The organism is Lancefieldella parvula (assembly GCF_963530955.1).
In the GTDB taxonomy this organism is placed as follows: domain Bacteria; phylum Actinomycetota; class Coriobacteriia; order Coriobacteriales; family Atopobiaceae; genus Lancefieldella; species Lancefieldella parvula_A.
In genome coordinates, this window is record NZ_CAUSFQ010000004.1 from 1 (window position 1) to 25,639 (window position 25,639).

Sequence of the window (25,639 nt, forward strand, 5' to 3'; positions counted from 1 at the left end):
AATACCGAATACCGAATACCGAATACCGAATACCGAATACCGAATACCGAATACCGAATACCACATGCAGTCATAACCTTTTTAAAACGAAATCTCTTTTAAGGGAGATGGCATGCTTAAATACCTTTACGCTCAACAAAAGAGCAAACTAATATTCTTTGTAGTCTTCTCTCTTTTAAGTAGTTTGTTTGAAATTGCACTTTCATTTGTAATGCTTCAATCCGTTAATCTTGCCATGGATGGCAATTTGTCGGATGCACTGAATGATGGACTCTGGTTTGGCCTTTATATATTCTGCTATTTTGTTATCGACTTAATTTGCAGACGTTTGCGCTGGTCAGTTATACAGGGCTGCCAAACGCATCTGCGTGATGAGCTGATAAAAAAGATATTCAATCGTTCAATTCCTGAGTTCCACTCATTCAATACAAGTCATTGGCTCTCAATCCTTACTAACGACCTTGATTTACTTGAGGAAACATATTTCCGCGTCTTTATTGATCTCTTGATAGATGTCTTTTCTGGTGTAGTAAGCCTAATAATCTTGCTGTTTATTTCGCCGTGGCTCGTACTGTTCATTTTATGCATGATAGCTGTTCAGATGTTTGTTCCCAACACAATGTCCGGAATCATTTCTAATAAACGAAAAGCACAATCTGAGTCAGCTGAGCATTTTATAGCTACAGCAAATGAGCATCTTGAAGGGTTTGATTTGCTTAGAAGCTTTCATCTAACAGAGGCCTCACGGGTTGCCATGAGCAGTGCGAATCAGGCTTGGGAAAAGCAGAAATTTGGTGCTCGGTACTTTAGTTCCTTGGCACGTTTGCTTTCATTTACTGTGGGACAAATTATTTACATTGGAATTTATTTTATTGGCGCCATTCTTACCCTTAATGGATTGATGACAGTAGGAATGATGGTGGCCGCATCTCAGCTTGTTGTCTACATAGCAAATCCTATTCAAAACATAAGTGATTCAATTACTGATATGAGAAGCGCAAAAGAGATAATTACTAAAATACAAACGCTTCTTAATGAAGCCCCAGCTACAGAAAGTGGGGCAGAAAATACCCCTGAGCGTTTTGCAAATCTAACGGTCAATCATGTTTCGTATGGCTATGACAAGGACAAATTAGTTTTATCGGATATTAGTTTTAATTTGGAACGTGGCGGAAAATATCTTCTTGAAGGAAGTTCGGGAAGTGGAAAGACAACACTAATTAAGCTGCTGACAGATGCTTTGAGCCCAGATAACGGAGACATTTGTTTGGATGGCGTGCCAATCAAGCAATTCAAAAGTGAGCAATATGCTCGATTCATAATCCCTTGCTCTCAGCAAACGTTTATTTTTAATGCAACTATCAGGGATAACGTAACGTTGTTTTGTCATGACTTTACTGATGAAGAAATTATTGACGCTATTACGAAATCGGGCTTTTCTGAGATTCTTACCAGATATCCAGACGGAATTGATCATGTGATTGATCAAGCCGGAAGCAGTCTTTCTGGTGGAGAACGACAGAGACTTGCTCTTGCACGAATCTTTTTGTTTAAGCCACAAATTGTGATTTATGACGAGAGCTTTGCTCATTTGGATGCCGACTCAGTTCAGAGCCTCATTGATTTGATCTTAAAAGATAAGGAAAGAACCGTTATTATGACGTCTCATCAAGTGACCCCTGAAATAAGAAATCGCTTCCACTCTCTTGTTTTAAAAGACGGAAGCATCCAGTCAGAAACCGTTTAATCAGCGCTCCTTGACCTAGTTGTAATACGTGAATACAATGATATAACTAGGTAAAGGAGTGGCTATGGACAGCATTGTAACTGCTCGTATTCCTGTTGAAGTCAAAAATCAGGTTTCCGAGGTTCTTGAATCGCTTGGGTCAAACACCACCAAGCTGATTAATGCAGCGTTTGAATATGTGCTGGTAACAGGCAAGCTTCCTGATGCTCATGAAAGCGCTTCGCTAGAATCTCCTGCTAAAGGGTCTTCTCGTCAATTGAGCGAGAAGGACAAAGAGCAGCTTGCGTCACTTTTTGGAAAGATTTCAGTTCCCGCGCCGGCGTCGTTTTGGAATGATTTAGGCGATAGCACCTACAAAGAAGCAATCAGCGAGTGGAGGTCACATGACTATGAAGCTCTTGATTGATACTAACGTTTTGCTGGACGTCTTTTTGTGTAGGGAACAGTTTGTTGCTGATGCAAAAAAGCTTTTCATAATGAAGCAGTTTAGAGATGCCGAACTGTGGATAGCAGCTCAGTCATACACAGATCTCTACTATGTGGGTGCTAAGGCTCACGGCTCTGCTCACATGCAAGAAATCCTTAAAGAAGTATCTCCGCTGCTTAACGTATGTTCTATTGATGGAGCGGATATTTCAAATGCGCTGTCTGAGCAGTGGGAAGACTTTGAAGACTGCCTTATTTGGCGCGCTGCTAAGAAGATAAAGGCAGATTATATCGTCACAAGAAATACGGCAGATTTTGTTCGCTCGGATATACCAGTACTTACACCTCATGAGTTTTTCTCGACAATAGAAGCTAAGCAAAATCTTGTCTATGAAGAGGCTGAATTTTAGAAGTAATAAGGCGCGGGGTAGGGCTGAAAAAGTTCAAAGCTGGGTAACGCAAAAGCTCAGCATAGTGCGATAAGAAAATCTACTACAAACACACTTAGATATGTATTAAAAGTCGTGCTTGGGGGTATATAGAATCCGATGAAGATTCAGTCCCCGGCACGATTTTGTTTGGGGTAGGAGGGTGATTTTATGAGACTAGATAAATGGGCCGTAACCGCCCAGGAAGCACTGCAGGCAGCTCTTGGTATTGCTGGTGATGTAGAGGCTTCCGAGGTTGCACCAACGCACCTGCTCAAGGCGCTGCTGGACAGCAATGAGCGCAACCTGCGTTCTATCTTGGAGAAGATTGGCGCAGATTCTGACACCATTGCCACGCAGGTAGACCAGGCAATTTCCAAGGCTCCAAAAGTAAGCGGAGCACAGATTGGCATTGGCAACGACCTTCTCAAGGTTATCAATGAGGCCGAGAAACTTGCCACTAAGCTGGGAGATTCCTACGTTACCTCTGAGCACCTGCTCACTGCGCTGGCAAATGACAACACCGACGCAGGCAGGATTCTTCGCGATGCCGGCGTTACCGCTAAGCGTGTGGAAGAGGTCTACAACGACCTTCGTGGTGATGAGCGCGTAACCTCTCAGGATGCAAAGCCGCAGTTCGAGGCGTTGGAGCAGTACGGTCGTAACGTGACCGACCTTGCTCGTCAGGGAAAGCTTGATCCAGTTATTGGCCGCGTCGAAGAGATTCGTCGCACCATTCAGGTTCTGAGCCGTCGCACCAAGAACAACCCTGTTCTTATCGGCGAGCCTGGTGTTGGTAAGACCGCAATCGTGGAAGGCCTGGCAGAGCGCATTGTTTCTGGCGACGTTCCAAGTACCCTGCGCGACAAAGAGCTTGTTGAGCTTGATATGTCCGCCCTGGTAGCAGGTGCAAAGTACCGTGGTGAGTTTGAGGACCGCCTGAAGAGCGTGGTAAAAGAGGTGGCCAAGTCTAACGGCCAGATTATCCTCTTCATTGACGAGCTTCACACCATCGTGGGCGCTGGCGCTTCCGAGGGCTCCATGGACGCTGGCAACATCTTAAAGCCAGCACTTGCCCGCGGCGAGCTTCGCGCAATTGGTGCCACTACGCTGGATGAATACCGCAAGTACATCGAGAAAGACGCTGCTCTTGCACGTCGTTTCCAGACCGTACTTGTCTCCGAGCCTACTGTTGAGGACACCATCTCTATTTTGCGTGGCCTTAAGGAGAAGTACGAGCAGCACCACCGCGTCCGTATTACGGACTCCGCCCTGGTTGCGGCAGCAGATCTCTCTAACCGCTATATTTCTGACCGATTCTTGCCAGATAAGGCAATTGACCTGGTAGATGAGGCAGCGTCAAGGCTTCGTATGGAGCTTGATTCCATGCCAGCAGAGATTGATGCGGTTGATCGTCAGCTCACTCAGATGCAGATTGAGGAGCAGGCTCTGATGAAGGAGGAGGACGCTGCTTCAAAGGAGCGCCTGGAGAATCTCCGCGCAGAGATTGCTACGACGCAGGAGAAGCTTGATGGCATGAAGGCCAACTGGCAGAACGAACGTGGCGCAATTGATCTGGTACAGGACTTGAAGTCCCAGATTGAGGATGCAAAGACGCAGATGGAGCGCGTGACCCGCGAGGGAGATTTGGCGCAGGCATCTGAGCTTCGTTACAGCACTATTCCAGAGCTTGAGCGCAAATATGATGAGGCAGAAAAAGCCCTTCTCGCCAAGCAGGAAGACGGTGGAATCCTCAAGGAAGAGGTCACCACAGACGAGATTGCCGAGGTAGTTTCTTCGTGGACCGGCGTACCTGTTTCTAAGATGATGCAGGGCGAGATGGACAAGCTCAAGAACCTTGAGGACCAGCTTCACCTGCGCGTTATTGGTCAGGACGACGCTGTTTCCGCAGTTGCCGCAGCAGTCCGCCGTTCTCGCGCAGGTCTTGCAGATCCAAACAAGCCTCTGGGCAGCTTCTTCTTCCTGGGCCCAACCGGTGTAGGTAAGACTGAGCTAGCAAAGGCACTGGCAGAGCTACTGTTTGACGACGAGCGCTCACTGGTCCGCATTGATATGTCTGAGTACATGGAGAAGTTCTCGGTCCAGCGTCTTATTGGCGCACCTCCAGGATACGTGGGCTATGACGAGGGCGGCCAGCTTACCGAGGCAGTTCGTAGGCATCCATACTCCGTCATCTTGCTGGACGAGATGGAGAAGGCTCATCCTGACGTCTTCAACATCTTGCTGCAGGTTCTGGACGACGGTCGCCTGACCGACGGTCAAGGTAGGGTAGTGAGCTTCAAGAACACCATCATTATCATGACCAGTAACGTTGGCTCACAGTTCATTGCTGGTGCCGGCGCGGAAGGCTTCAACGATGAGTCTAGAAAGCAGGTCATGGAGGCGCTGCGCAGCTCCTTCCGTCCTGAGTTCTTGAACCGTATTGATGACGTGGTAATCTTCCAGCCTCTTGGCCTTGAAGACATTGAACGCATTGTGGACATTCAGCTCAAGGATGTTCGTAGCAGGCTTGCTAACGAGCGCATGACGCTGGAACTTTCTGAGGCTGCAAAGCAGTCGCTGGCTCTTGACGGTCTGGACCCTGTTTACGGCGCTCGTCCTCTGAAGCGACTGATTCAGCGTCGCGTTGTCGACCAGGTAGCAAACTTGATTATTGCAGGTGAGCTGCATGAGGGTGATACTGTTCTGGTTGATACTGACGAGAACGGCAACTTGGTTGCTCGCAAGAAGTAAGTGAGGCTGCACATGTGCGATAAGGCAAACAGGGCCGAGAAACCCGAGCTGCAGGTCGCGGCACGCGAGGACGCTACGACGGCCGCGACGCAGGTCACAGCACGCAAGGACGCGGATTCCAAGAAAGCGCAGGTTGTTGACCCGGAGTTTGCTCGCGCAGAAAACGAGGACGATGACGGCTACGATCCGTATTCTGATCGTCGTCCCGTGAGTGAGCCTCTCTTTGAGCGCGATCCCTGGAGCTAGACCACCGGGTTTTTCGCCAGGCGCTTCTCGGCACACGCAAAACTATACAAACGAAAGCCGCTGGTACATGACGTATCAGCGGCTTTTTTGTGTGGCTCGGCGTTACGTTCACGATTGCGAGCCTGAAAAGCTCATCATGTCTGAGTAAATTTACTCAGACATGGTGAGAAAAATCGGCAAATAGCTCAGACTTGGTGCACTTTTCCGGCAAATCATTCAGACATGGCGAGAAAAACAGGCTCCATGTGAGCGCCAATGGAGCCGTCAGAAAAACGCTTCAAAATCCGCCTGAAAAGTACAAAGAATCTGTGTTTGAGTCACCGATTCTTTTGCAAAATCAGGCAAATCCACAGATTCTTTGATGCTTTTAGGCAAAAGTTACAGATTCTTTGCAGAAATCAGGCGCGCACTGGATGGCTCAGCTGCTGACACACCGCACGACATCGCGACTTTGCAGCTACCGCTGGCGAACAGCGCGTTTAGCGAATCGCAACGCCCCAGTTGGTGGACATCCAGGTCCAAAGGAAATAGAAAACTGCGGCAATGATGGCCAAAACGATGATGGCGGCAATCAGCGAGCCTGCATTTGAGCGGCGCTCTTTCCTGACAAAAATGTCGCGCTGGCCCTTAGGAACCTGCAGGTATTGGCCATAGTGAACGTCTTTGCGAAGGTGAGCAATCTCGTTCTTTGGCTTGCGCCAACCCTTCTTCGCATAAGCGCCCTTGCTGGATTCAAAGCCAGCAGCTTGGTTCTCTGGAATTTCGAGTTTCTCGCCCGGCATTGTAAAGTCGCTGATAGGTTCCACTGTTTTGTGATGGCGATGCTGGCGGACGTATGGCTGCTTTGCAGCGTCCTCGCTCGCATGCTCAGAAATCTCAGATGATGAGAAGTGCTGTGCACCAGTTGCGTGAAGCTCGGCATCATCAGCTGGCTGGGCTTCCTGCTCAAAAGATTCAGCGTATTCAAACTCCTGCTGAGCGTCAGAACGAGGGTCCTGATTCGCAGGTGAAACGTTATTTTCAAGGTTGTTCGAGGTGTCCACGATGGTCCTTTTGTCGTAGTCTCGCAAAACATTGATATAAAACATGATACCGCAGCGCGCACAATCCTGCACAGTTTTGCTTGGATATTTACGCGACTGCGTCAGACAGACGTGTGAGACGGACGAGTGATTTGGCGTCGACTCACGCGCATCTACGTGGTACATAACTGCAGGATAATCTTAGTCATTAAGACTTAAAAATTTTATAAAAAGTTGTATAAATTCGTGCAAGCAGGGTACAACAGATGATGAACAACGAAGTGCCAATAACGGCATCTACCAGTAAAAGAGTGGTTACTATGAAGAATGTAGTTCCCTATGATCGTATTGCAAGGAATCTGAGCACGTGGCCATTTGGTTCATTTGATTCTTTCTTTGACGCGCCTTATTCCGCTCTGTCTTCCGTATCGTCCGATGCATTTGTTATGAACGTTGAGGATGCAGGTCAGTCTTACGTGGTAACAGCCGAGCTCCCTGGCGTTTCTAAGGAGAACATCGACGTCGAGCTCAATGAGGGTAGGCTTTCAATCACCGCTACTCGCAAGGAGTCCGAGGAGGAGAAGGCCAAGAACTACCTGCACAAAGAGTCTTCTGAGTGGCAGGCAACTCGTGGCGTGTATCTGAAGGACGCAGCTCGAGAGGGTCTAACTGCAAAGCTTGATGGCGGCATCCTGACCATTACTGTTCCAAAGCAGGATCAGCAGGCTAGCGTCACAAAGATTGTAATCGACTAATACTAGTGCTCTGAGCGGCGGCTTTGACGGTCAGTCAAGCTGCTGCTCAGGCAGTAAGGTGCCTGGTAGTTGACCTGCCAGGCACGTATAGCTGCAGCCGAGCGTACGGCTAGACGTGCCTGTTCAACGCCCGATTACAGGCACCTCGCATAGCGAGAAGATCTTGGAACTCCAAGGTTTTCTCGCTTTTTTGTTGTCTCGAAACCGGGACGCGCGGTGTGTCAGCGTACACGCGCAGCTTAGAGCGACATCGTCGAGAGGCGCGCAGCTTACAGCGACATTGGCCAATCTTGACTGGCAACACAGACGGCAAGGGAACCGTCGGGAGTCTGCGCCTCGGTGAACGCATCGTTGAGCGGCTGCGCACCAACCGCTTCAGCAAGCGTTCTAACTGCGATGCTTGGACGGTTATTCTCGTGAGAAAGATGCATGCCAACCACGCAGCGTGTATTTGGGCCAACAAGCTGCGGCAACGCCTGCGCGGTGTACTCGTTTGATAGGTGACCGGAGTCTCCGTGGACGCGCTGCTTGAGCATGTAAGGATAGGGTCCCGTGAGCAGCATGTGCTCGTCATGATTGGACTCGATAGCAAGAATGCGCACGTCAGAGAGGCACTCGAGAGCCTTGGGCGTCAGAATACCCGTGTCGGTGCAGTAGCCCACGGAGTCCACGATGCGCCTATCAGGACCAGCAAGATAATCAAAGCGCATGCCCATAGGCTCGCAAACATCGTGCGAGGTGGGGAAGATGCTTACCTCAATGTCTGGAGCGGCGTCAATATGGACAGAACCTGCCTGGTCAACAAGGGTAAAGGTGACGTTGGAACAGGGCTTTCTTGAAAGTACGGCAGCAGTTCCTGTTGTAGCGAACACGGGAACATCAAAAGTTTTACTTACTACCGAAAGGCCCGCGACGTGATCGGTGTGCTCGTGCGTAATAAAGATGGCCACAAGCTCAGAGAGGTCAACGTTCAGCTCTTTAGACCGACGCAGAATTTCTTTTCTAGAGATTCCGCAATCAATCATAATGAGACCATCAGGCGTTTCTAGCAGGCTGCAATTACCTTTTGATCCGCTGGCAAGAATATGTAGGTGAAACGTGGGATTCATGAATTTCTTTCTACTGAGTAACTTTCGGGTATAACTGTAACAAACACACCGGACAGAAATTGGTGCTAAGTGCCATCCGTACATGCATACTTCAATAAAAAGAACGTTCTCGCCGCAAAAGACCAGGCAGAAGGCTTGCGCCGAGACCAGGCAGAAGGCTCGCGCCGAGGCCAGGTCGCCGCGCCCGTTATCCTTATGGTCTCGGGCGGAGCCGACTCGATGGCACTGCTTCACATGGTGGTAACGGAGCCGCTTGATCTTGGCGACGGCGCAGGACTTGCGCGCATCGCAAAAGAGCGCCTGCATGTGTTGCACGTAAACCACCTGCTTCGCGGAGACGATGCGGACGCTGACCAGCACTTTGTTCAAGAGACTTGCGACTCGCTAGGCGTTCCCTGCACCGCGTTGCGCGTGGACGTGGCAAAGTTCGCGCAGGAGCGTGACGGCAACGTGGAAGATGTTGGTCGTCGGGTGCGGTATGACGCTGCGCGAGAACTCACTCAAAAACTTTGCACTGAGCAGGGGGTTTCTCGCCAGAAGGCAAAGATTTTGACGGCGCACACGGCGGACGATCGCGCGGAGACGTTCATGATGAACGTGATGCGCGGGTCCGGCATGAGCGGCCTGGCGTCGATTCCTAGGCACCGCGGGCTGATTTATCGTCCGCTGCTCGACTACACGCATGACCAGCTCAAAGACTGGCTGAAGGCTCGCGGCCTGGACTGGCACGAGGACGCCACCAACACCGATACCCACTATTTACGTGCGTATATGCGCCATAACGTTCTCCCTCTGCTGAAGGCGAGAAACCCGATGTTGGTGCAGACGGTGTGTAAAATTGCAGATCTGATGACTGACGAAGACGATTATCTTGAGGCGAAGGCCGCTCGCAAGCTGAGGCAGATTACGCTGCGCAAGAGCGAGTCTTCGCTGGTACTTGACGCGTTGAAGCTCAGTTCTACCGACGTAGTGATTGCTCGTCGCGTGGTGAGGATTGTGGCTCGGCAACTAATCCCCGAGGCATGGCTAGAGTTCAGGCACGTAGATGCCGTGCTCGAAGCGGTTTCTGCGGGAGTTGGCGTGGCTAACCTGCCGCAAAACCTTGAAGCGCGCGTTCGATTGGGCACCGTGACATTCTCGTTCACGGGCGCCGCGAGAAGTGCGGCTGCGGTCGCGGGCGGCGTGGTCGCAACCAACGGCGAACCCGCAGCTACGTCGCATGCTACAGCAACGTTTGGCGAGCACCTTGCGGTCCCGGGAACACTGGAGCTGGCAGACGGCCGAGTGCTTTCGGCGCGCATTCTCCCTGTGGAGCACGGCTTTGACGTCGTGTCCTATGCAACTGCGCATAGCCAGGAATGGTTGGGCGAGTCGGTTCTTCTCGACGCAAAAGCCTGCGGGGTAGATCCGGTTCACGGCGGCAGCCTGTGGGTCTCGGGGCCCGAGGCTGGAGACACCATGCAGCCTCTGGGCATGCACGGGCAGTCAAAAAAGATCTCTGACCTGCTGGGCGAGGCGGGCGTTCCCGTTGAATCCAGGAGCATGATGCCTATTGTGCGTACAAATATTCGTGGACATGTAGTGTGGGTTGCGGGAATTCGTCCCGATGAACGAGTAAAATGTACGCAAGATACAAAACAGCTGCTAGAATTGAACATCTATTCTGGTCACAAGCCATTTGAGAGGAGCCAGTAATGGCGGAGCTTCACCCTGATATTGAAGAGATTCTACTTGACGAACAAGACATCAAGGACATCGTCAAAAAGGTGGGTGCAGAGATCACGCGTGACTACGCGGACAAGAACCCCCTGGTCATTGCTGTTCTTCGCGGAGCCGTTGTATTCATGGCCGACATCATGCGTGCCATTGAGTGCCCACTCTCCATCGATTTTATGGCTGTTTCCAGCTACGGCGACGGTGTTAAGAGCTCTGGCGTCGTGCGCATTGTAAAAGATCTTGATACCAAGATTGAGGGCCGTCACGTCATCATTGTTGAGGACGTCCTGGACTCCGGCCTGACCCTCTCTTACCTGGTCCGCATGCTCCAGTCTCGAAACCCCGCTTCCATTGAGATTGCCGCTTTCCTGGTCAAGGACATTGAGGGCAAGCGTCCAGCTGTTGATCCTCGTTACGTAGGCACTCACGTACCCGACAAGTTTGTTGTTGGTTACGGCCTGGACTATGCAGAGCGCTACCGCAACCTGCCATTTGTTGGTGTTCTGAAGCCTTGCGTGTACGAATAGGCTGAAGTTACGCGGTCGAGCTCGCAGTGAAGTCACGCGGTCAAGCCACGCGGTTGAACTTGCGGCCACGCGGTCTGCTTCAAAAATTTGCCGCAAGACCGTGCAATAGATACAAATTTGTTAAAACTTTTAAAGTTGGGCGAGAAGATCGATCTTCTCGCCCAATATGCTATCTATCAAAGGTTGTGTGAGGCCAGATGCGCGGCGGCGTCATCCACGCCTCTACCCAACGTTTTACCAGGTAGGCATTGTAGGCTTCGAGAGAATTGAGAAACCATGGTCAATCAGACAAGTCTTGCATACGGATCAGAAAAGTCTGCAATCCGTGAGATTGCAGGTTATGCGATGCAGCGTCGTGCTGAGATTGGCGCTCAGAATGTGTTTGATTTCTCGATTGGCAATCCTTCCGTACCTGCTCCTGAGTCTGTTCGCACCTCTATCGAGGCCGCCATGCAGCTGCCTCCCCAGCAGGTTCACAGCTACACACCTGCAATCGGCATTCCCCAGGCCAGGGAGGCAATTGCTGCGTCGCTCCGACGTCGCTTTGGAGATCACGCAGCACAGGCAGACGATCTTATCTTGACTTGCGGAGCTGCAGCTTCCGTTTCTATGGCGCTCAATTCCATTGTTTCTCCAGGTGAAGAGGTTATTGTCATTGCACCATACTTCCCGGAGTATCGCGTGTGGATTGACCACGCTCAGGCTACCTGCGTTGAGGTTTTGGCTGACGAGAAAACCTTCCAGATTGATGTTGACGCTGTTTGTGCAGCTCTTACGTCTAAGACTCGCGCGGTGATTATTAACTCTCCAAACAATCCTGTTGGTGCTGTGTATACCAGGGAAAACCTTGATGCATTTGCCAATATGCTCCGCAAACGCTCCACTGAGCTGGGAACTGACATTTACGTCATCTCCGACGAACCTTATCGCGAGATTGTTTTTGGCAACATTGAGGTTCCTTGGGTTCCTGACGTCTACGAGCGCACTATTGTGTGCTATTCCTACTCCAAGTCACTTTCGCTTCCTGGTGAGCGTATTGGTTGGGTGCTGGTTCCCGCTTCTAATCCGGAGCAGAAGGAGATTTACGCAGCTTGTGCGGGTGCCGCTCGACTGTTGGGCTTTGTTTGTGCGCCAGCGCTTTTTCAGCGCGTCATTATTGACTGCGTTGACGAGCCAGCGGATGTTGAGGCCTATGCAAAGAATCGAGAAGTTCTGACCGAGGGCCTCACCAAGCTTGGTTACGAGTACATCCAGCCTGATGGTGCATTCTACCTGTGGGTTCGTGCTCCTGGTGGAGATGCTCAGGCGTTCTGCGATGTGGCTAAGCAGTTTGAACTGCTCCCTGTTCCATCCGATTCGTTCGGCTGCCCAGGTTGGCTGCGCGTGAGCTACTGCGTTGCGTACCAGACCTGCGTGGACTCGCTTGCTGCCTGGGAAAAGACTCTTGCTGCAATGAAATAAGCGCTGCAACAGGCGAGAAAATCACCTGGAGAAGGCCAGCCGTCAATGGCGAGAAACTCAATCGACCTCAAACGACAAAGTGAATTACCTCCCATTTCTTATGTCCAAGAAATGGGAGGTAGTTCATATGCAGGTGATTATGATTCTGCAGCGCGTTAGCGTAGGCTTTTAGGCCTGGCGCACAAAATAGCTCAGCTTTGGTAGGTTCTGCTGAAGAATCGACTAGCTCTTAATCAAGATAGCAGGCAGCTAGGCGGTCGCACTACCTGATATGCGTCTCTATGCATAAACTTCATCTAATATGCTTAAACATGAATAGCGTCATATAAAAGATTTAACTATAGGTAAATTCCGCACCTACGGAACACACCTAAGTCGGATATTCTGCTCAGATAAGGGCATTTTACACATCTAATGACGATAATCTGCATGTTTGTGGTAATTTCAGCGTCATGTATACGTCTTTTTGACAGATTATCCGACTTAGGTGTGTTTTGAACTGCCTCCCATTTCTCGTGTCCAAGAAATAGGAGGCAGTTCAAAGCCGCGTAAAAAACGCGGCTTTGTTTCTTTGTGCGATGTTGTTGTGAGCTGCAGTTTTCCGTCTTAATATCCCTGCTTAGAGGCTGGAATCTTTGCGTCAGCGATGGTGTCCAAAAACGTCTGGGCATCGCGACAAGCCATAAGCTCCTCGGGGAAGTCAACCTCTTCAAGCAGCTTAATAACAGAATGCGCATCAGCAATGCGGGTTGCAATGTGAGCATCTGAGCCAAAAGAAATCTTGCATCCCAGTTCAGCGCAGGTCTCAGCGATCACACGACAACGCTCAATAGCAACCTCACGCTGGCCTTCGTCGTGTGTGGCCTCGTTCATCTCGATGAGCTTACCGCGATCGCGGCACTCTCTGACAAGTGTAGGAACATCAAAATCTAAACCACTGCGACCAAGGTGGCCAAGAATCAAAACATGTGGATTATCCAGCGCATTTACGTACATCTGGGTAATCTGCTTCTGCGAGGCGCCAGCTGCCCACTGCTTGCTATGAATGCTTGCAACCGCATAATCGCAGGTACCTAGGATGTGCTCACCAAGAATATGAGGCTGGCGGAGTTTATCGCCATTAATACCCTGGTCAAACGTAATATCGTAGGCAAACAGATTGCCCTCAAGGTCAACAATATCCACCTCAGCACCGTGGAGCAGCCTGACGCCGTACCAGGTTTCTGGCCAAATGGCGGTGTTCATAAAGAACTGGAAGTTCTTAATGGTCTGCTGGTCATACAGCATGGACGAGAAGTGATCGGTGATTCCAAGTAGCTCATAACCACGCTCAGAAGCTGCGCGAACGTTCTCCTCAACGGTTGAATAGGCGTGCCTTGAGTACAGGCTGTGAGTATGAACGTCGCAAGTAATGCGCATGACGTGCTCCTTCGAATCTCAAACGACAACTCTAGTTAATCATGGCCGCCATCATGAGGCAGCCCTGGCGAGAAGACCGGTCTTCTCGCCATCCGCGCGATCTACAGATCAATGCTCAGCTCAACGGGGCAGTGGTCGCTGCCGTAGACCTCGCTCAAGATGGATGCGCTTTTGACCTGCTCAGCAATGCGATCGGAGACCAGGAAGTAGTCGATGCGCCAGCCGGCGTTGTTCTTGCGAGCGTTGAAGCGGTAGCTCCACCAGCTGTAAGCGCCGGTCATGTCGGGATGGCGATACCTAAATGTATCGGTAAAACCCGCGTCCAAAAGCTTGGTAAAGCTCTCGCGTTCCTCGTCAGAGAAACCTGCATTTTGCCTGTTGGATGAGGGGTTCTTAAGGTCAATCTCGTTGTGTGCAACGTTAAAATCACCGCAGGTAATCACTGGTTTTTGCTCAGACAGCTCTGCCAAGAACTCACGATAGCGCTGATCCCACTCAAGACGCTCATCCAGGCGTGCAAGCTGGTCTTTTGAGTTTGGCGTGTATACGCACACAAACCAGAACTTCTCAAACTCCAGCGCACAAACGCGACCCTCGTCGTCAGCAACAGGGCATCCAATCTGGCGAATCACCTGCAAAGGGGTTTCTCGCGAGAAAACCGCTGTACCCGAATAGCCTTTTCTTTCTGCGTAGTTCCAGGTTTGAACGTAGCCGGGAAGATCCAGCTCAACCTGGCCTTCTTGCAGCTTAGTTTCTTGAAGGGCAAATACATCAGCATTTATGGTTTCAAAAATTTCCGTGAACGAAGGCTCTTTCTTGAGCACGGCGCGCAGACCGTTAACGTTCCAGGAAATCAGCTTGTACTCTCGAGTATCGCTCATAACTCCTCTTTCATACTGTGACCTGGTGGTTTAGACCACAGTGGATATATATCACAGTAGCCGCGAGTGGCGCGCGTTCCACGCTCCAGTTACGGCGCCAAGCGGTGCGTTTGCGGCAATAAACTTTCAATAAATCCATGGTATACGACTAGTAGCCACCAATACCGCTACAATAGAAACATTCATAGCTGGCAAGGAGGATTCATGCTTCGTCAAAGCTACAACACCTGGCAATGTGGAACTCACACTATCTCGTTGGCGCGTCCTAGGATTATGGGCGTTCTCAACGTCACTCCAGACTCGTTCTCTGATGGCGGAAAGAACTTTGATCCAGAGGCTGCAATTGCACGCGGTCTACAGATGCTGGATGAGGGCGCTGACATCATTGACGTTGGGGGAGAGTCTACTCGCCCAGGTCACACGCCTGTTCTGCCTACAGAAGAGGCTGAGCGTGTAGTGCCTGTGGTGCGTGCGCTGGTGGCTGCTGGAGCAATTGTCTCCATCGACACGCGCCATGCCGAGGTAGCAAAGATGTGCGTCCGTCTTGGAGCCTCTATCATCAACGACGTTTCCGGCTTCACCGATCCAGAGATGGTTGCCGTAGCTGCGGAGTCTGACTGCGGCTGCATTGTGATGCACTGGAATAAGGACGGCCTTGGAGCTCGTGTTGAGCGCAAGCAGGTGCAGCTGGACGACATGCGCCCTTCTCGCCCTACTGGTAGCGCAGCTGCTCGAGCCGCAGCTACAGGAGCTGAGACACGCACGCTGAGCTCGCAGCGTCGTTTTACCCTGCCAGAAGAGGCGCCTATTATGCGCCAGATTATGGGCTTTTTGGGCGACCAAGCTCGCGGTCTGATGCGTGCTGGCGTTTCCAAGGACCGCATCTGCATTGACCCAGGTCCGGGCTTTGACAAGTTTGCCGACGAGGACGTTGTTATTCAGCGTGCCACTCGTTCGATGGCTTCTATGGGATATCCGCTGCTCTGTGCCGTGTCCAGAAAGCGCTTTGTCGGCGCTGTTTCTGGCGTAACTGAGGCTACGCAGCGCGACGCAGCTACGCATGCAATTTGCATTGCCGCAATCACCAACGGTGCCCGTATCCTGCGCGTTCACGATGTTGCGGGAACCGCTCAGGCTATCAACGCTTACTGGGCTATGACCGAGCGTGATCCTCGTCAGGGATTTGTGGCGCTTGGCTCTAACGTGGGTGACCGCGTGGGTTATCTGGCCCGCGCAACGCAGCTCATCGATGAGATTCCGCTGACCTGCGTTGTTTCTCTCAGCCACGCCTACGAAACTGAGCCTGCATACGGTATTGCTACACCCGTGGTAAATGCTGTTGCCGAGATTAGAACTGAGCTCCATCCTCTGGTGCTGATGGATAAGCTGCTTGAGGTTGAGAACGCTCTCAACCGCACACGCAAGAAAGGCGAGGAGGGCCATGGACCTCGCACTATCGACTGTGACCTTCTGTGGGTTGAGGGCGAACAACACGCAGGTAAACACCTCACTCTGCCTCATCCACGCATGGGTGAGCGCGATTACGTACTTGTTCCTATGGAGGACCTGATGCATGATCCGGTGCGCTTCTTCTCGCACGGTGGCGTAGAGATTGCCCCTCCTGACCAGCGTGTTGGTCACGTAACTGAGGACTTGGGAGCTATTACGTGGGAGTAGCACAAGAAGCTCTGGAGCTAGCACGCGACGGTGCCCAAACGGGCGAGTTTGTGTATCGCATCTCTGACGTGCAGGAATGCACTGACCAGAGCCAAGACGAGCGCTCTGAACTGACCTTCGATCCAGCGTCCGCATCAGTATCCCCATCATCTGGCGAGAAACCCTTTGAGGTTGCAACTGTTGTGCGCTTAGGGGTCTCGATGCCCTATGTACCAGCGGTTCCATACGTTGTGGCGCTGGGGCTCTGTCAGTTCTTGCGAGCCGCAGATGAGGACTTTGGTATCCGCTGGCCTTACGATATCTGCTATAAAGACCAGGTTGTTGCCTCAATCAAGGCAACCGCAGGCTATCAAGAGGGCATGTTTGCTGTGGTGAGTATCGCAGCAGACCCCAAGGTGCTTTGCTCAGCGTTTGACGTTGCGGACAACACAGAACTTCTCGCTAATAAGGTCTCTGCGCTGGCGGTTCAGAGCGTAAGCGTGTGGGAGCAGCAGGTTAAACGCGCAAGGAGTTTTGCGGGACCAATCGCACTGATTCTGAGCGACTACTTTGATATGGTTCCTCTGCTTGGACAGCAGGTCAATAAGGTATACCCCAGTGGTAACGTTGCGCTGACCGCTCGATTTGGCGGCATTGACGTGTGGGGTCATGCCATCCTTGTTGACCAGGACGGTAAAGAAATCCTTGTAAGCGAGGAAGAAGCTTCTGTTGTGCCAGCGGTTTAACCGCTGCTCTAGCTGTCAATCTAACTGCTGCAATGCAGCTGCGGAGTCAGTTACTCGGCGGCTTGAGCAGACTGCTTCCAAATCAGATAAATGCCACGCATAGTAAGCTGCGGATCAACCACATCAAAGACATCTGTTGCTTCGCTAACGGTGTTTGCCAGGCCACCCGTTGCAATAACAGTCGCGCCCTCAATACCAGGCTCTTTGAGCGTTCTGGCAACCAGGCCCTCTGCCTGAGCAGCTGCGCCTACTACAATACCTGCCTGAACAGCGCTTTCGGTGGTGTTGCCCAAGACAGTCTCGGGCGCCTTAATAGGAATGCTGGAGAGCTTGGCTGCACGCGCAAACAGTGCGTTTGCAGAAATCATAATACCTGGTGAAATAGCGCCTCCGCGGAATACGCCGTCCTTATCAACAACGTCCAAATTAGTTGCGGTGCCAAAATCAACCACAATAACCGGATAGCCATAGCGCTCAGTTGCGGCAACGGAATTTGCTACGCGGTCGGCACCCACAAGCTCGGGGTGGGGGATATTGAAGCGAATCTTATCTGTGGAAAGCGCGTTAATGCGGGTCAGAGGCTTGTTAAGCAGCAGCTCAAAGCAGCGCTGCCAAGCACGTGTGATAACAGGAACCACGCACGAGAGTCCGCCTGCCTCAACGTCGTCTAGACTCAGTCCATCTTTTTGGAAGAACGTGAAGAGACGGCCGTGCAGAATGTCGGAGGTGTCGCTTTGATCGGTAGGCATTCTCCAGCCGCGCACCATAGTACCTTCGCTGTCAAATAAACCAATGGCAGTTTGCGTGTTACCTACATCAATCGATAAAAACATTATGCCTCCGAAGAGCTCCAGACCGGCTTTGTATGTTGTATTGGATTTTAGCGCATCAAGGGCTTCTCAAAAGTTGTCACACACAAGAATTATCTGCACAAAATGTGAATTTCTCGCCAACTAGTTATAGCAACAGACGGTTTGTTCTGCTATACTTTTTCAGCTTATTGTCTTGATTGAGCACGTGCTCATAAAGACGCCCCTGCTCTGGTCGGAAACCAGGGCCGATGTAAGGAGTCCTGCATGAAGCAAGGTATTCATCCAGAGTACGTAGAGTGCACCGTTCGTTGCACCTGCGGAAACACCTGGACCACACACGCAACTGTTCCAGAGATGCGTCTTGACCTCTGCGACAAGTGCCACCCATTCTATACGGGTCAGCAGAAGCTTGTCGACACTGGTGGGCGTGTCCAGCGCTTCGCCGACAAGTTCGGTGGCGCAGCAAACGCTGCTCTCGAGGCTGCTAAGGCTGCCAAGGAGGCAAAGGCTGCTAAGGCTGCTGAGCAGGAGGCTGCTCGTAAGGCTGCTGCTGAGGCTAAGGCTGCTGAGAAGGCAAAGCGTGCTGCTGAGTTCGCAAAGAACGCACCAGCTGCAGAGCCAGAGGCTGAGGCTGAGGTCGAGGCACCTGCAACCGAAGAGGCTGCAGAGTAGCAGGTATTTGCTCGCGCAAAGACCGCAGAGTACAGAATCGGGGTAGCTTCGGCTGCCCCGTTTTTGTTTGGCGAGAAACCCTCTCAACTCAGAGGGTATACTTGAAAGTGAAAAATCTGCCGTCGGAGGACGAATGGAATCACTGTATACAAAGTATCGCCCGCAAACGTTTGAGCAGGTAGTTGGCCAGAAGCATGTGGTCGGCACTCTTGAGCGAGCGGTCTTGGAGCAAAAGCTTAGCCACGCATACCTGTTCTGCGGACCTCGCGGCACAGGTAAGACCACTATGGCTCGTTTGCTGGCAAAGGCCATCCTCTGTCACGAGGCGCCTGGTCATCTGCCCGACGGCACTTGTGAGGACTGTCAGTTGATTGCCGCTGGTCAGCATCCAGACGTCTTTGAGATTGACGCCGCTTCTAACACCGGTGTTGATAACGTACGAGAAGAGATTATTTCTCGCGCTAGTTACGCTCCTGTGCGCGGCAAGGGCAAGGTTTACATCATCGACGAGGTGCACATGCTTACCTCGGCGGCGTTTAATGCCCTGCTTAAGACGCTGGAGGAGCCTCCTTCACACGTGACGTTTATCATGTGTACCACCGACCCTCAGAAAATTCTTGCAACTATTCTGTCCCGCGTGCAGCGCTTTGACTTCCGCTCCATTGCCGCTGACGAGATGGCAGAACATCTGGTCAACGTTTGCAAAAACGAGGGCTTTACCTACGAAGACGCAGCTATTGATCTTATTGTTCGTCATGCACGAGGTGGCATGCGTGATGCTCTTTCTTCTCTTGAGCAGCTCTCCGTTTATGGCGGCGGCGTCATTTCTGAGCAGACGGTTCGCGACGTTTTGGGTCAGTCGTCCGGCTCTCTTATTAACAATGCCGCGATGGCTCTGGCTCAGCGAGACGTTTCTTCACTCTTTACCACGGTAAATACGCTGTTTGAAGGCGGCAAAGATCTGCTGCAGTTCACGCGCGAGCTTGCCGTTCACATAAGAGATCTCTACATTGCCGCAGCTGTAGGCGTTGATTCTCCTGCTCTGTCAAATTCCACCGCTTCGACCGAGCAGCTTACCAAAGAGGCTCAGGCCTTTGGGTCGGTTGACCGACTTTCCAGAGTTCTGACTGTTCTGGGTGACGCCGCAAATCAGATGCGCACCGCCGTGAATCAGCGACTTGTTCTAGAGGTTGCGTTCACCAAGCTGGCGCGTCCTAACACGGAGCTTTCATTGGAAGCACTGGCCGACAGGGTAGCAGTTCTTGAGCAGCAGCTTGCAAACGGTATTGTTGTAGCTTCAGCTGGCGAGAAACCCGCAGCTCCCGCGCCTGTCTCGGCTCCGGCGCCGCAGCCAGCTCCGGCGACTGTGGCGACTCCGGCACCGCAGACAGCTCCTGTTGCCGCGCCGGCTCCCGTCCCTGCACCCGCACCAGCGGTGGCTCCAGCACCCACACCACAGGCGGCTCCCGCTCCAGTTGCAACCCCAGCGCCAGCTCCAGCTCCGGCTCCGACACCAGTAGCTGTGCCTGCACCAGCTCCTGCACCAGCACCCGCAGCCGCGCCAGCTCCGCAACCGGCACCTGCGCCTGCTCCAAAGGAAGTTGACCAGGCAGACGCACTTCTCGTCAGACAGTGGAAAGAAGTCGGCAAGGTTTGTGCCTCCAAAAATGCTGCTCATGCAGCCCTGCTGGTCAGCTCAACGCTTGAGTCCGACGACGGCTCTGAGCTGGTAGTTACGCTGCCCAAGGGCTCCTCGTTTGCAATGAGGATGCTCAATGCGCCAGCAGTTTCCGAGTTTGTAAAAGAGTGCGTTGCCCAGGTCATGGGCCCGCGCCGCATCAAATATGTTGAGTCGAGCCTTGCCGCAACGGCAATCTCTCGAGAAAAACGTGCAGCTCAGACAGCTCCGGCTCCTGCCACAGTTGCTCCTGCGGTTCCAGCTTCAGCACCGGCTCCGGCTCCTGCACCTGCAATTCCAGTGGCTCCTGCTGCGCCCGTCGCACCAGCTCCTGAGCCAGTTGCGCAGCCCGCTCCTGCCGCTGTTCCCGTTCAGTTACCTGCGCCTGCTCCAGCACCTGCAGCTCCCGTTGCACCAGCGTCAGAGGCGTCGTATCCAATGCCTTGGGATGAACCTGCGTCTGGCAGTGCGCCTACTGAGACTCTCGACTACGATCAGGTACCTTACAGCGATGACGATGTAGCTGCAGTTTTGGACAACTCCGCTGAAGATGTCGCTTCAGCTCCAGTCGCGCCTACGCCAGCATCCGCAGCTCCAGTTGTACCTGCGGCTGCGCCTGCACCCGCGCCGGCGCCTGCACCCGCACCAGCGCCTGCACCCGCAGCGCCTGAACCCGAACCAGTTCCGGCTCCAAAGCCTGCTCCAGTACCAGCTTCACCAGAGGATATTGCTGCTCGTTCAGCGCTTCCACCAGAGCTCAACAGCGTGGCAGACATGCTTGAAAAGGTATTTGGACCAGCGGTTTCTTTGTCGGTAGAGAAGAAGTCGGACGCAGGCGCTCTTTCGGACGCAGGTATCCCTTCGGATGCTGAGGCTCCCGCAGATCCTGCAAGTAACTAGTACTTCTCGCGATATGACGCTTTGGTGCATGGCTTCTCATGCGCCAGCGCAAAAAGCGCAACTTGTCTAAAATAGATACGACGATAGGAGAACATATGGCACGTGGTGGATTTAACATGGGCGGCATGAACCGCAATCAGATGATGGCTCAGGCTCGCAAAATGCAGGAGCAACTGCTGGAAGCTCAGCAGAAGGCTTCTCTTATGCAGGCAACTGCAAGCGCTGGTGGTGGCGCTGTTAAGGTAACTGCATCTGGCGACCTGCGCTTGACCAACATTACCATTGATCCTGAGGCAATTGATCCTGAGGATATCGAGATGCTCCAGGACATGATTCTGGCTGCTGTAAACGATGCTCTTGAGTCTGCAGAGTCTCAGGCATCTGCCCAGATGAGCGCAGTAACCGGCGGACTGAATATCCCAGGACTGTTCTAATCCATGGCGTTTGATACCACAAACGACGGTCGTGCGCTGCAGCGCTTGCTTGACGAGCTAGGTCGTCTACCAGGCATTGGTCCAAAGTCGGCTCAGCGCATTGCCTACCATCTTCTAGAGGTTGATTCCGAGGAGGCTCGCCGTTTGGCGCAGGCTATCTTGGAGCTAAAGCAGCAGGTGCATTTTTGTCCTATCTGCTTCAACTACGCAACGCGTGACGAATGTGACATCTGCCTGGACTCTTCCAGAGATCGCAGCAAAATCTGCGTGGTCTCCGAGCCTAAGGATGTCTCGGCAATTGAGCGCACCGGCGCGTTCCACGGTCTCTACCACGTCCTGGGCGGCGTTATCTCGCCTATGGACAAGATTGGCCCCGAGCAGCTCCACGTGCGTGAGCTGCTGTCCCGCCTGGCTGACGGCGCCGTAACTGAGGTTGTCCTGGCAACAAATCCGGACGTTGAGGGAGAAACAACCGCAACGTATCTCTCCAGAACTATCAATCCGCTTGGAATGACGGTTACCCGATTGGCAAGCGGACTTCCCGTAGGCGGAGACCTTGAGTACGCAGATGAGGTAACATTGGGACGTGCAATTGAAGCACGTCGGGAGGTTTAAGCATGGCAAACCACATGAGAACAAGTTCATCTGGCGAGAAGACCCCTGAGGCTTCATCGGTTGACTTGAAGAATATTTCAACGCTTCGTGCAGGTCAGGGTGCTCAAATTCCTCAGAGCCCACGACAGGCCGATAACACGCCTGAACCTCCAAATAGAAAATCGGTCATCATTTTGGTGGTCGCGGCTATTGTCGCACTTACTGCTCTGTTCTTTATTGTTCGTTGCGCTACAAGCACTAAGAGTGAATCTGCAAGCCAGCAGCCAAAGCAGACCCAGTCCGCCTACGCTGACGAGAAACAGCAAGACGAGCAGGCGGTTGACGGCTCAGTTACCTTCCACGGCATGAAGTACTCTCTGGAGAAGCAAAGCGACGGCAAAACTGCTGTTGTTCGTACGAGTGACTCGGGAACTAAGAGTGTTCTATTTGAGGTTGAGGGAACTCCTACCAGCCTGATTCTTTTTAACGACACCATTTTGGTTCCAGAGAATCGCGATTCTGGCTGGGATGTTGTGGCATGTGCTCTGGTAGACGGCTCGCTTCCAACCCTTATTGCCGATAAGGACGGCAAGGCTGTTGGCGGAAACGGAACCATCACTGCAGCTACGCTTGACGGAACTACACTTAAGGTGACCGATTCCACGGGAAACACCACCAGCGTTGCTCTTCAGTAAAAGCAACGCGAAGAAATTGTGGATTTCCAGTGGGCGTTCATGTTTCTGAGCTGCGGATATTCTCGCCAAGTGGTTATTTTCAAGAAAATTTTCAAATTCGTTGGAAATAACGCTAGACAAGAATAAAAGTTCCCTGTATTATTTCAATTCGCAACAAGGCGTCCGGGGTATTAGCTCAGCTGGTTAGAGCGCCGGCCTGTCACGTCGGAGGTCGCGGGTTCGAGCCCCGCATATCCCGCCATTGCATGTTCAAGCCCTCTTCGGAGGGCTTTTTCATTACCAAAAAAGTCCAGCATAAAAGATTTAAATTACATCTTTAATTTATTGAAACCAAGTCAGAAAATAGAGCATTGTGTGATATCTTTACATCAGAATGTGTCTAAGTGCTTCTGCTACAGAAACATTTAAAAGCAGAGGTAAAGTGAGGTGGATTGTGCGGAATCAGAATACTTTGGATGCGCTGTCGCAACGCGATAGCGTAAGTTCCATATCCGCAGAATCTTCCAATACGGAACACACTTCAGATTTGATCAAGAAAATTGCTGTTTTTGATTTTGACGGAACCGTCATTTCTGGACAGTCAGGACTCTTGTTCTCTGCGTATTTGCTTCGCCGTCATCTGTCCTCAATTGCACGCACGCTCAAGCTTGTGTGGTGGGGAGCTCGCTACAAGCTGCATCTTCCTCAAAGGCAGGAAGAGGCGCGTGAGCTGGTTGTTGGTGCACTTACGCAGTATAGCGTTGAGTTTGCAAATGCTGTCATGCACGATTTTCATCGCGAGGTAATTGAGGGGATGTATCGCCCTCAGGCGCTGGAAGAGGTGCGTCGTCGGCAGGCAGAGGGTTGCTGCGTGCTGTTGGTTTCAGCAACGTTTGAACCTATCGCGGATTTGGCCGCCCAGAAGCTGGGAGTGGACGCGTTTCTCGCCACAAAGATGCAGGTGGGAGCCGACGGGCACTATACCAGCAAGGTTGACGGTCCTGTGATTGAGGGCGCTCAGAAGCTGGTCTCGGCAACTGAGTGGTGCAACCAGCGTTTTGGCCAGGGCAACTGGGAGATTGCGTACGCGTACGGTGATCATTACTCGGACGCAACGCTTTTGTCGGCAGCTCAAACACCGTGTGCTGTTTGCCCTGGTCCAACGCTTGCCAGACTTGCAAACAAGCGCGGCTGGAAAATTTTGAATTGGTAGCAACGACTGAACTAAGAGCAATATCTGAACTAAAAGCAGCACCTGAACTAAGATCAACATCTGAACTAAGAGCAACATCTGAACCGATAGCAAGAATCAACCTGTAACAATGACTGGCCCGGTCACAAGCCAGATAAGTGAGAAAAAGCAGTCCCTCAAGCGGACGCACGAGGGGTACTTGGAGAACCAATGGAAATTTCGCGCAAAACTGACTATGCAATCCGCATGCTTTCTTCGCTGGTGAGAAGCCCAAAGAAGCTTCTTTCTGTTCGCGATGCCGCAGAAGAAAACGATATTCCATACTCCTTTGCTCGCTCAATCCAGCATGACTTGGTTATTGCAGGCGTAATTGTCAGCACGCGTGGCGCTCACGGTGGCATGATGCTGGCTATTGATCCAACTGAGGTGAGCGTTCTTGATATTGTCGAGGCAGTTCAGGGACCTGTTTTCATTTCTAGCTGTGAGTGGGCAGGTCCTAATAATGAGCCATGCCCTCGTCATAATTCGTGCTATTTTGGACCTCTTTGGTGCAGTGCCGAGAAAACCTTGCGTAATTTCTTTGCGTCCGTGACTCTGCATCAAGTTGTTGTAGAGGGCCTAATGCCAGAGATGGTGGGCGAGTTTCAGCTGGTAAAGAACGAGAATGCCCAGCGTAACGAGCAGATTATCCAGAATGCCGCTGCCGCTATTGAGGCTGAGGTTACTGCCGGCACGTTTGATAACCTGCTTGATGGTGAGGTTATTTCTGCTGAGAAAAAGCCTTACGAGTTTAATATTGGTCGATAAGAAAATCTCACATACAAAAATGAGTGGCGAAGTGGAACCCGCATCAGAACTCACTCCGGAACTGCGTGCATTTGTCGAGTTCGTAGCCAAGAAAGGCCGCGAGTTGTATCGCGATTTGCCTTGGCGTCGCACGTATGACCCGTATGCTATCTGGATTTCTGAGGTTATGCTCCAGCAGACGCAGGTTAGCCGTGTAGATGGTCGTTGGCAGAGGTGGCTGGAGCGCTTTCCAACGGTCGATGCGCTGGCAGCCGCCGCGCCTTCGGACGTGCTTGAAGAATGGCAAGGCCTGGGCTACAACCGTCGCGCTTTGTCCGTGCATCGAGCTGCTCAGGCAATTTCTGAGGCTGGCGGCATCTTTCCACAAGATCCAAAGGAGCTGGTAAAGCTTCCAGGCATTGGTCCGGCCACTGCTGCGGGTATTCGTGCGTTTGCGTTTAATCTGCACGGTGTTTACCTGGAGACTAACGTGCGCACGGTTTTCCTGCACGAGCTGTATCCGCAGGCAGAGGGTGTGCCAGACTCCGAGCTTGTCCCGCTGGTAGAGCTCACGTGCCCTGCGAGTGTTGAGGATGCGGCGGACGTCGCAGACGCTGCGAACGTTGCGAACGCCGATAGCACTGCGAACGCCGACGAGACGGAGCTCACGCCACGTAGCTGGTACTACGCCCTTCTCGACTATGGTGCGTACCTGAAGAAAACCATTCCTAACCCTTCGCGAAGGTCAAAAAGTCACGTCAAGCAGTCGCGCTTTGAGGGATCTCATCGACAGAAGCGAGCCGAGCTCTTGCGCGTCCTTCTCGCCCATAAAGATGAGGGTGGAGCGGAGTTTGATACGCTTCACCAGGAGCTTTGTCAGATCGAGGTCAACGCCGGGCGAGAAACCCTTGATGAGCAGGTTACCCTTGGCTTACTTGAAGAACTTGCGAAGGAAGGCTTTTGTCAGAAAAATGATGAATACTGGTTGCCCTAAATGGTTATAA

At 52.0% G+C, this 25,639-nt stretch carries 24 protein-coding genes and 1 tRNA gene; 20 read left to right on the forward strand and 5 right to left on the reverse strand.

Annotation, left to right across the window (positions count from 1 at the left end; translation table 11 throughout):
- Window positions 1-112: 112 nt before the first annotated feature.
- From RWJ43_RS00765 to RWJ43_RS00785, 5 genes are all read left to right on the forward strand, one after another.
- A complete protein-coding gene (locus RWJ43_RS00765; RefSeq protein WP_314006732.1) occupies window positions 113-1,747 on the forward strand; it encodes an ABC transporter ATP-binding protein in 1,635 nt (544 codons plus the stop codon).
- Between the two features lie 64 nt (window positions 1,748-1,811).
- A complete protein-coding gene (locus RWJ43_RS00770; protein WP_314006733.1) occupies window positions 1,812-2,153 on the forward strand; it encodes a hypothetical protein in 342 nt (113 codons plus the stop codon).
- Entirely contained in the window at window positions 2,131-2,583 is a 453-nt protein-coding gene (locus RWJ43_RS00775; RefSeq protein WP_314006734.1) for a PIN domain-containing protein, read from the forward strand. The genes RWJ43_RS00770 and RWJ43_RS00775 overlap by 23 nt, the downstream gene beginning before the upstream one ends.
- A 189-nt stretch (window positions 2,584-2,772) precedes the next feature.
- Entirely contained in the window at window positions 2,773-5,355 is a 2,583-nt protein-coding gene (clpB, locus tag RWJ43_RS00780) for an ATP-dependent chaperone ClpB (RefSeq protein ID WP_314006736.1), read from the forward strand.
- A 12-nt stretch (window positions 5,356-5,367) separates the two neighbouring features.
- Window positions 5,368-5,601, forward strand: coding sequence for a hypothetical protein (locus tag RWJ43_RS00785; protein WP_314006737.1), 234 nt, complete (start codon window positions 5,368-5,370; stop codon window positions 5,599-5,601).
- 479 nt (window positions 5,602-6,080) lie between these two features.
- On the opposite strand, the gene RWJ43_RS00790 is transcribed toward RWJ43_RS00785, so the two are convergent.
- Complete coding sequence (locus RWJ43_RS00790; protein WP_314006738.1) at window positions 6,081-6,644, reverse strand: hypothetical protein; 564 nt, start codon at window positions 6,642-6,644, stop codon at window positions 6,081-6,083.
- Window positions 6,645-6,943: 299 nt separating this feature from the next.
- On the opposite strand from RWJ43_RS00790, the gene RWJ43_RS00795 reads away from it, so the two are divergent.
- Window positions 6,944-7,378, forward strand: coding sequence for an Hsp20 family protein (locus tag RWJ43_RS00795; protein WP_314006739.1), 435 nt, complete (start codon window positions 6,944-6,946; stop codon window positions 7,376-7,378).
- Window positions 7,379-7,647: 269 nt separating this feature from the next.
- Here RWJ43_RS00795 and RWJ43_RS00800 read toward each other — a convergent pair whose 3' ends face one another.
- Window positions 7,648-8,487, reverse strand: coding sequence for an MBL fold metallo-hydrolase (locus RWJ43_RS00800; RefSeq protein WP_314006740.1), 840 nt, complete (start codon window positions 8,485-8,487; stop codon window positions 7,648-7,650).
- A 69-nt stretch (window positions 8,488-8,556) separates the two neighbouring features.
- Between RWJ43_RS00800 and tilS the strand changes: the two genes are divergently transcribed.
- From tilS to RWJ43_RS00815, 3 genes are all read left to right on the forward strand, one after another.
- Complete coding sequence (tilS, locus tag RWJ43_RS00805; RefSeq protein ID WP_314006741.1) at window positions 8,557-10,182, forward strand: tRNA lysidine(34) synthetase TilS; 1,626 nt, start codon at window positions 8,557-8,559, stop codon at window positions 10,180-10,182.
- Window positions 10,182-10,730 carry a hypoxanthine phosphoribosyltransferase gene (gene hpt / locus RWJ43_RS00810; RefSeq protein ID WP_314006742.1) on the forward strand — a complete coding sequence of 183 codons (549 nt, stop codon included), beginning with the start codon at window positions 10,182-10,184 and terminating at the stop codon, window positions 10,728-10,730. Before tilS ends, hpt begins: the two co-directional genes overlap by 1 nt.
- Before the next feature lie 276 nt (window positions 10,731-11,006).
- Complete coding sequence (locus RWJ43_RS00815; protein ID WP_314006743.1) at window positions 11,007-12,191, forward strand: pyridoxal phosphate-dependent aminotransferase; 1,185 nt, start codon at window positions 11,007-11,009, stop codon at window positions 12,189-12,191.
- A 606-nt stretch (window positions 12,192-12,797) separates the two neighbouring features.
- Here RWJ43_RS00815 and RWJ43_RS00820 read toward each other — a convergent pair.
- Together RWJ43_RS00820 and RWJ43_RS00825 are read right to left on the reverse strand one after the other, a co-directional pair.
- Window positions 12,798-13,610 carry a phosphatase gene (locus RWJ43_RS00820; protein ID WP_314006744.1) on the reverse strand — a complete coding sequence of 271 codons (813 nt, stop codon included), beginning with the start codon at window positions 13,608-13,610 and terminating at the stop codon, window positions 12,798-12,800.
- 101 nt (window positions 13,611-13,711) lie between these two features.
- Window positions 13,712-14,491, reverse strand: a complete 780-nt coding sequence (locus tag RWJ43_RS00825; protein WP_314006745.1) for an exodeoxyribonuclease III — start codon at window positions 14,489-14,491, stop codon at window positions 13,712-13,714.
- Window positions 14,492-14,695: 204 nt separating this feature from the next.
- Between RWJ43_RS00825 and folP the strand changes: the two genes are divergently transcribed.
- Both folP and RWJ43_RS00835 read left to right on the forward strand, forming a co-directional pair.
- Window positions 14,696-16,168 carry a dihydropteroate synthase gene (folP, locus tag RWJ43_RS00830; protein WP_314006746.1) on the forward strand — a complete coding sequence of 491 codons (1,473 nt, stop codon included), beginning with the start codon at window positions 14,696-14,698 and terminating at the stop codon, window positions 16,166-16,168.
- Entirely contained in the window at window positions 16,159-16,893 is a 735-nt protein-coding gene (locus tag RWJ43_RS00835) for a hypothetical protein (RefSeq protein ID WP_314006747.1), read from the forward strand. The genes folP and RWJ43_RS00835 overlap by 10 nt, the downstream gene beginning before the upstream one ends.
- 50 nt (window positions 16,894-16,943) lie before the next feature.
- Here RWJ43_RS00835 and RWJ43_RS00840 read toward each other — a convergent pair whose 3' ends face one another.
- The gene (locus tag RWJ43_RS00840) at window positions 16,944-17,726 is read right to left on the reverse strand and encodes a type III pantothenate kinase (RefSeq protein ID WP_314006748.1); all 783 of its coding nucleotides are present in this window, start codon (window positions 17,724-17,726) and stop codon (window positions 16,944-16,946) included.
- A 243-nt stretch (window positions 17,727-17,969) separates the two neighbouring features.
- On the opposite strand from RWJ43_RS00840, the gene rpmE reads away from it, so the two are divergent.
- From rpmE to RWJ43_RS00885, 9 genes are all read left to right on the forward strand, one after another.
- On the forward strand, window positions 17,970-18,377 hold the full coding sequence (rpmE, locus tag RWJ43_RS00845; protein ID WP_035433039.1) for a 50S ribosomal protein L31: 408 nt from the start codon (window positions 17,970-17,972) through the stop codon (window positions 18,375-18,377).
- A gap of 133 nt (window positions 18,378-18,510) precedes the next feature.
- Entirely contained in the window at window positions 18,511-20,955 is a 2,445-nt protein-coding gene (gene dnaX / locus RWJ43_RS00850) for a DNA polymerase III subunit gamma/tau (RefSeq protein WP_314006749.1), read from the forward strand.
- A gap of 95 nt (window positions 20,956-21,050) precedes the next feature.
- On the forward strand, window positions 21,051-21,389 hold the full coding sequence (locus RWJ43_RS00855) for a YbaB/EbfC family nucleoid-associated protein (protein ID WP_012808212.1): 339 nt from the start codon (window positions 21,051-21,053) through the stop codon (window positions 21,387-21,389).
- 3 nt (window positions 21,390-21,392) lie between these two features.
- Window positions 21,393-22,004 (forward strand): recombination mediator RecR, encoded by a 612-nt coding sequence (gene recR, locus RWJ43_RS00860; protein ID WP_314006750.1) that lies wholly within the window; start codon window positions 21,393-21,395, stop codon window positions 22,002-22,004.
- Between the two features lie 2 nt (window positions 22,005-22,006).
- Window positions 22,007-22,678 carry a hypothetical protein gene (locus RWJ43_RS00865; RefSeq protein ID WP_314006751.1) on the forward strand — a complete coding sequence of 224 codons (672 nt, stop codon included), beginning with the start codon at window positions 22,007-22,009 and terminating at the stop codon, window positions 22,676-22,678.
- A 164-nt stretch (window positions 22,679-22,842) separates the two neighbouring features.
- Window positions 22,843-22,919, forward strand: a tRNA-Asp gene (locus tag RWJ43_RS00870).
- Window positions 22,920-23,204: 285 nt separating this feature from the next.
- Window positions 23,205-23,870 (forward strand): HAD family hydrolase, encoded by a 666-nt coding sequence (locus RWJ43_RS00875; protein WP_314006752.1) that lies wholly within the window; start codon window positions 23,205-23,207, stop codon window positions 23,868-23,870.
- A 189-nt stretch (window positions 23,871-24,059) separates the two neighbouring features.
- Entirely contained in the window at window positions 24,060-24,656 is a 597-nt protein-coding gene (locus RWJ43_RS00880) for an Rrf2 family transcriptional regulator (protein WP_314006753.1), read from the forward strand.
- 19 nt (window positions 24,657-24,675) lie between these two features.
- On the forward strand, window positions 24,676-25,629 hold the full coding sequence (locus RWJ43_RS00885) for an adenine glycosylase (RefSeq protein WP_314006755.1): 954 nt from the start codon (window positions 24,676-24,678) through the stop codon (window positions 25,627-25,629).
- Window positions 25,630-25,639: the final 10 nt, after the last annotated feature.

Excerpts from the sequence above, each read along its gene's own strand:
- RWJ43_RS00800 (WP_314006740.1), bottom strand. The coding sequence starts at position 8,487 with ATGAATCCCACGTTTCACCTACATATTCTTGCCAGCGGATCAAAAGGT.
- dnaX (WP_314006749.1), top strand. The coding sequence starts at position 18,511 with ATGGAATCACTGTATACAAAGTATCGCCCGCAAACGTTTGAGCAGGTA.
- RWJ43_RS00820 (WP_314006744.1), bottom strand. The coding sequence starts at position 13,610 with ATGCGCATTACTTGCGACGTTCATACTCACAGCCTGTACTCAAGGCAC.
- RWJ43_RS00840 (WP_314006748.1), bottom strand. The coding sequence starts at position 17,726 with ATGTTTTTATCGATTGATGTAGGTAACACGCAAACTGCCATTGGTTTA.
- RWJ43_RS00775 (WP_314006734.1), top strand. The coding sequence starts at position 2,131 with ATGACTATGAAGCTCTTGATTGATACTAACGTTTTGCTGGACGTCTTT.
- RWJ43_RS00825 (WP_314006745.1), bottom strand. The coding sequence starts at position 14,491 with ATGAGCGATACTCGAGAGTACAAGCTGATTTCCTGGAACGTTAACGGT.
- rpmE (WP_035433039.1), top strand. The coding sequence starts at position 17,970 with ATGAAGCAAGGTATTCATCCAGAGTACGTAGAGTGCACCGTTCGTTGC.
- RWJ43_RS00785 (WP_314006737.1), top strand. The coding sequence starts at position 5,368 with ATGTGCGATAAGGCAAACAGGGCCGAGAAACCCGAGCTGCAGGTCGCG.
- RWJ43_RS00770 (WP_314006733.1), top strand. The coding sequence starts at position 1,812 with ATGGACAGCATTGTAACTGCTCGTATTCCTGTTGAAGTCAAAAATCAG.
- hpt (WP_314006742.1), top strand. The coding sequence starts at position 10,182 with ATGGCGGAGCTTCACCCTGATATTGAAGAGATTCTACTTGACGAACAA.
- RWJ43_RS00855 (WP_012808212.1), top strand. The coding sequence starts at position 21,051 with ATGGCACGTGGTGGATTTAACATGGGCGGCATGAACCGCAATCAGATG.
- folP (WP_314006746.1), top strand. The coding sequence starts at position 14,696 with ATGCTTCGTCAAAGCTACAACACCTGGCAATGTGGAACTCACACTATC.
- RWJ43_RS00815 (WP_314006743.1), top strand. The coding sequence starts at position 11,007 with ATGGTCAATCAGACAAGTCTTGCATACGGATCAGAAAAGTCTGCAATC.
- RWJ43_RS00880 (WP_314006753.1), top strand. The coding sequence starts at position 24,060 with ATGGAAATTTCGCGCAAAACTGACTATGCAATCCGCATGCTTTCTTCG.
- recR (WP_314006750.1), top strand. The coding sequence starts at position 21,393 with ATGGCGTTTGATACCACAAACGACGGTCGTGCGCTGCAGCGCTTGCTT.
- RWJ43_RS00885 (WP_314006755.1), top strand. The coding sequence starts at position 24,676 with ATGAGTGGCGAAGTGGAACCCGCATCAGAACTCACTCCGGAACTGCGT.
- RWJ43_RS00865 (WP_314006751.1), top strand. The coding sequence starts at position 22,007 with ATGGCAAACCACATGAGAACAAGTTCATCTGGCGAGAAGACCCCTGAG.
- RWJ43_RS00765 (WP_314006732.1), top strand. The coding sequence starts at position 113 with ATGCTTAAATACCTTTACGCTCAACAAAAGAGCAAACTAATATTCTTT.
- RWJ43_RS00795 (WP_314006739.1), top strand. The coding sequence starts at position 6,944 with ATGAAGAATGTAGTTCCCTATGATCGTATTGCAAGGAATCTGAGCACG.
- clpB (WP_314006736.1), top strand. The coding sequence starts at position 2,773 with ATGAGACTAGATAAATGGGCCGTAACCGCCCAGGAAGCACTGCAGGCA.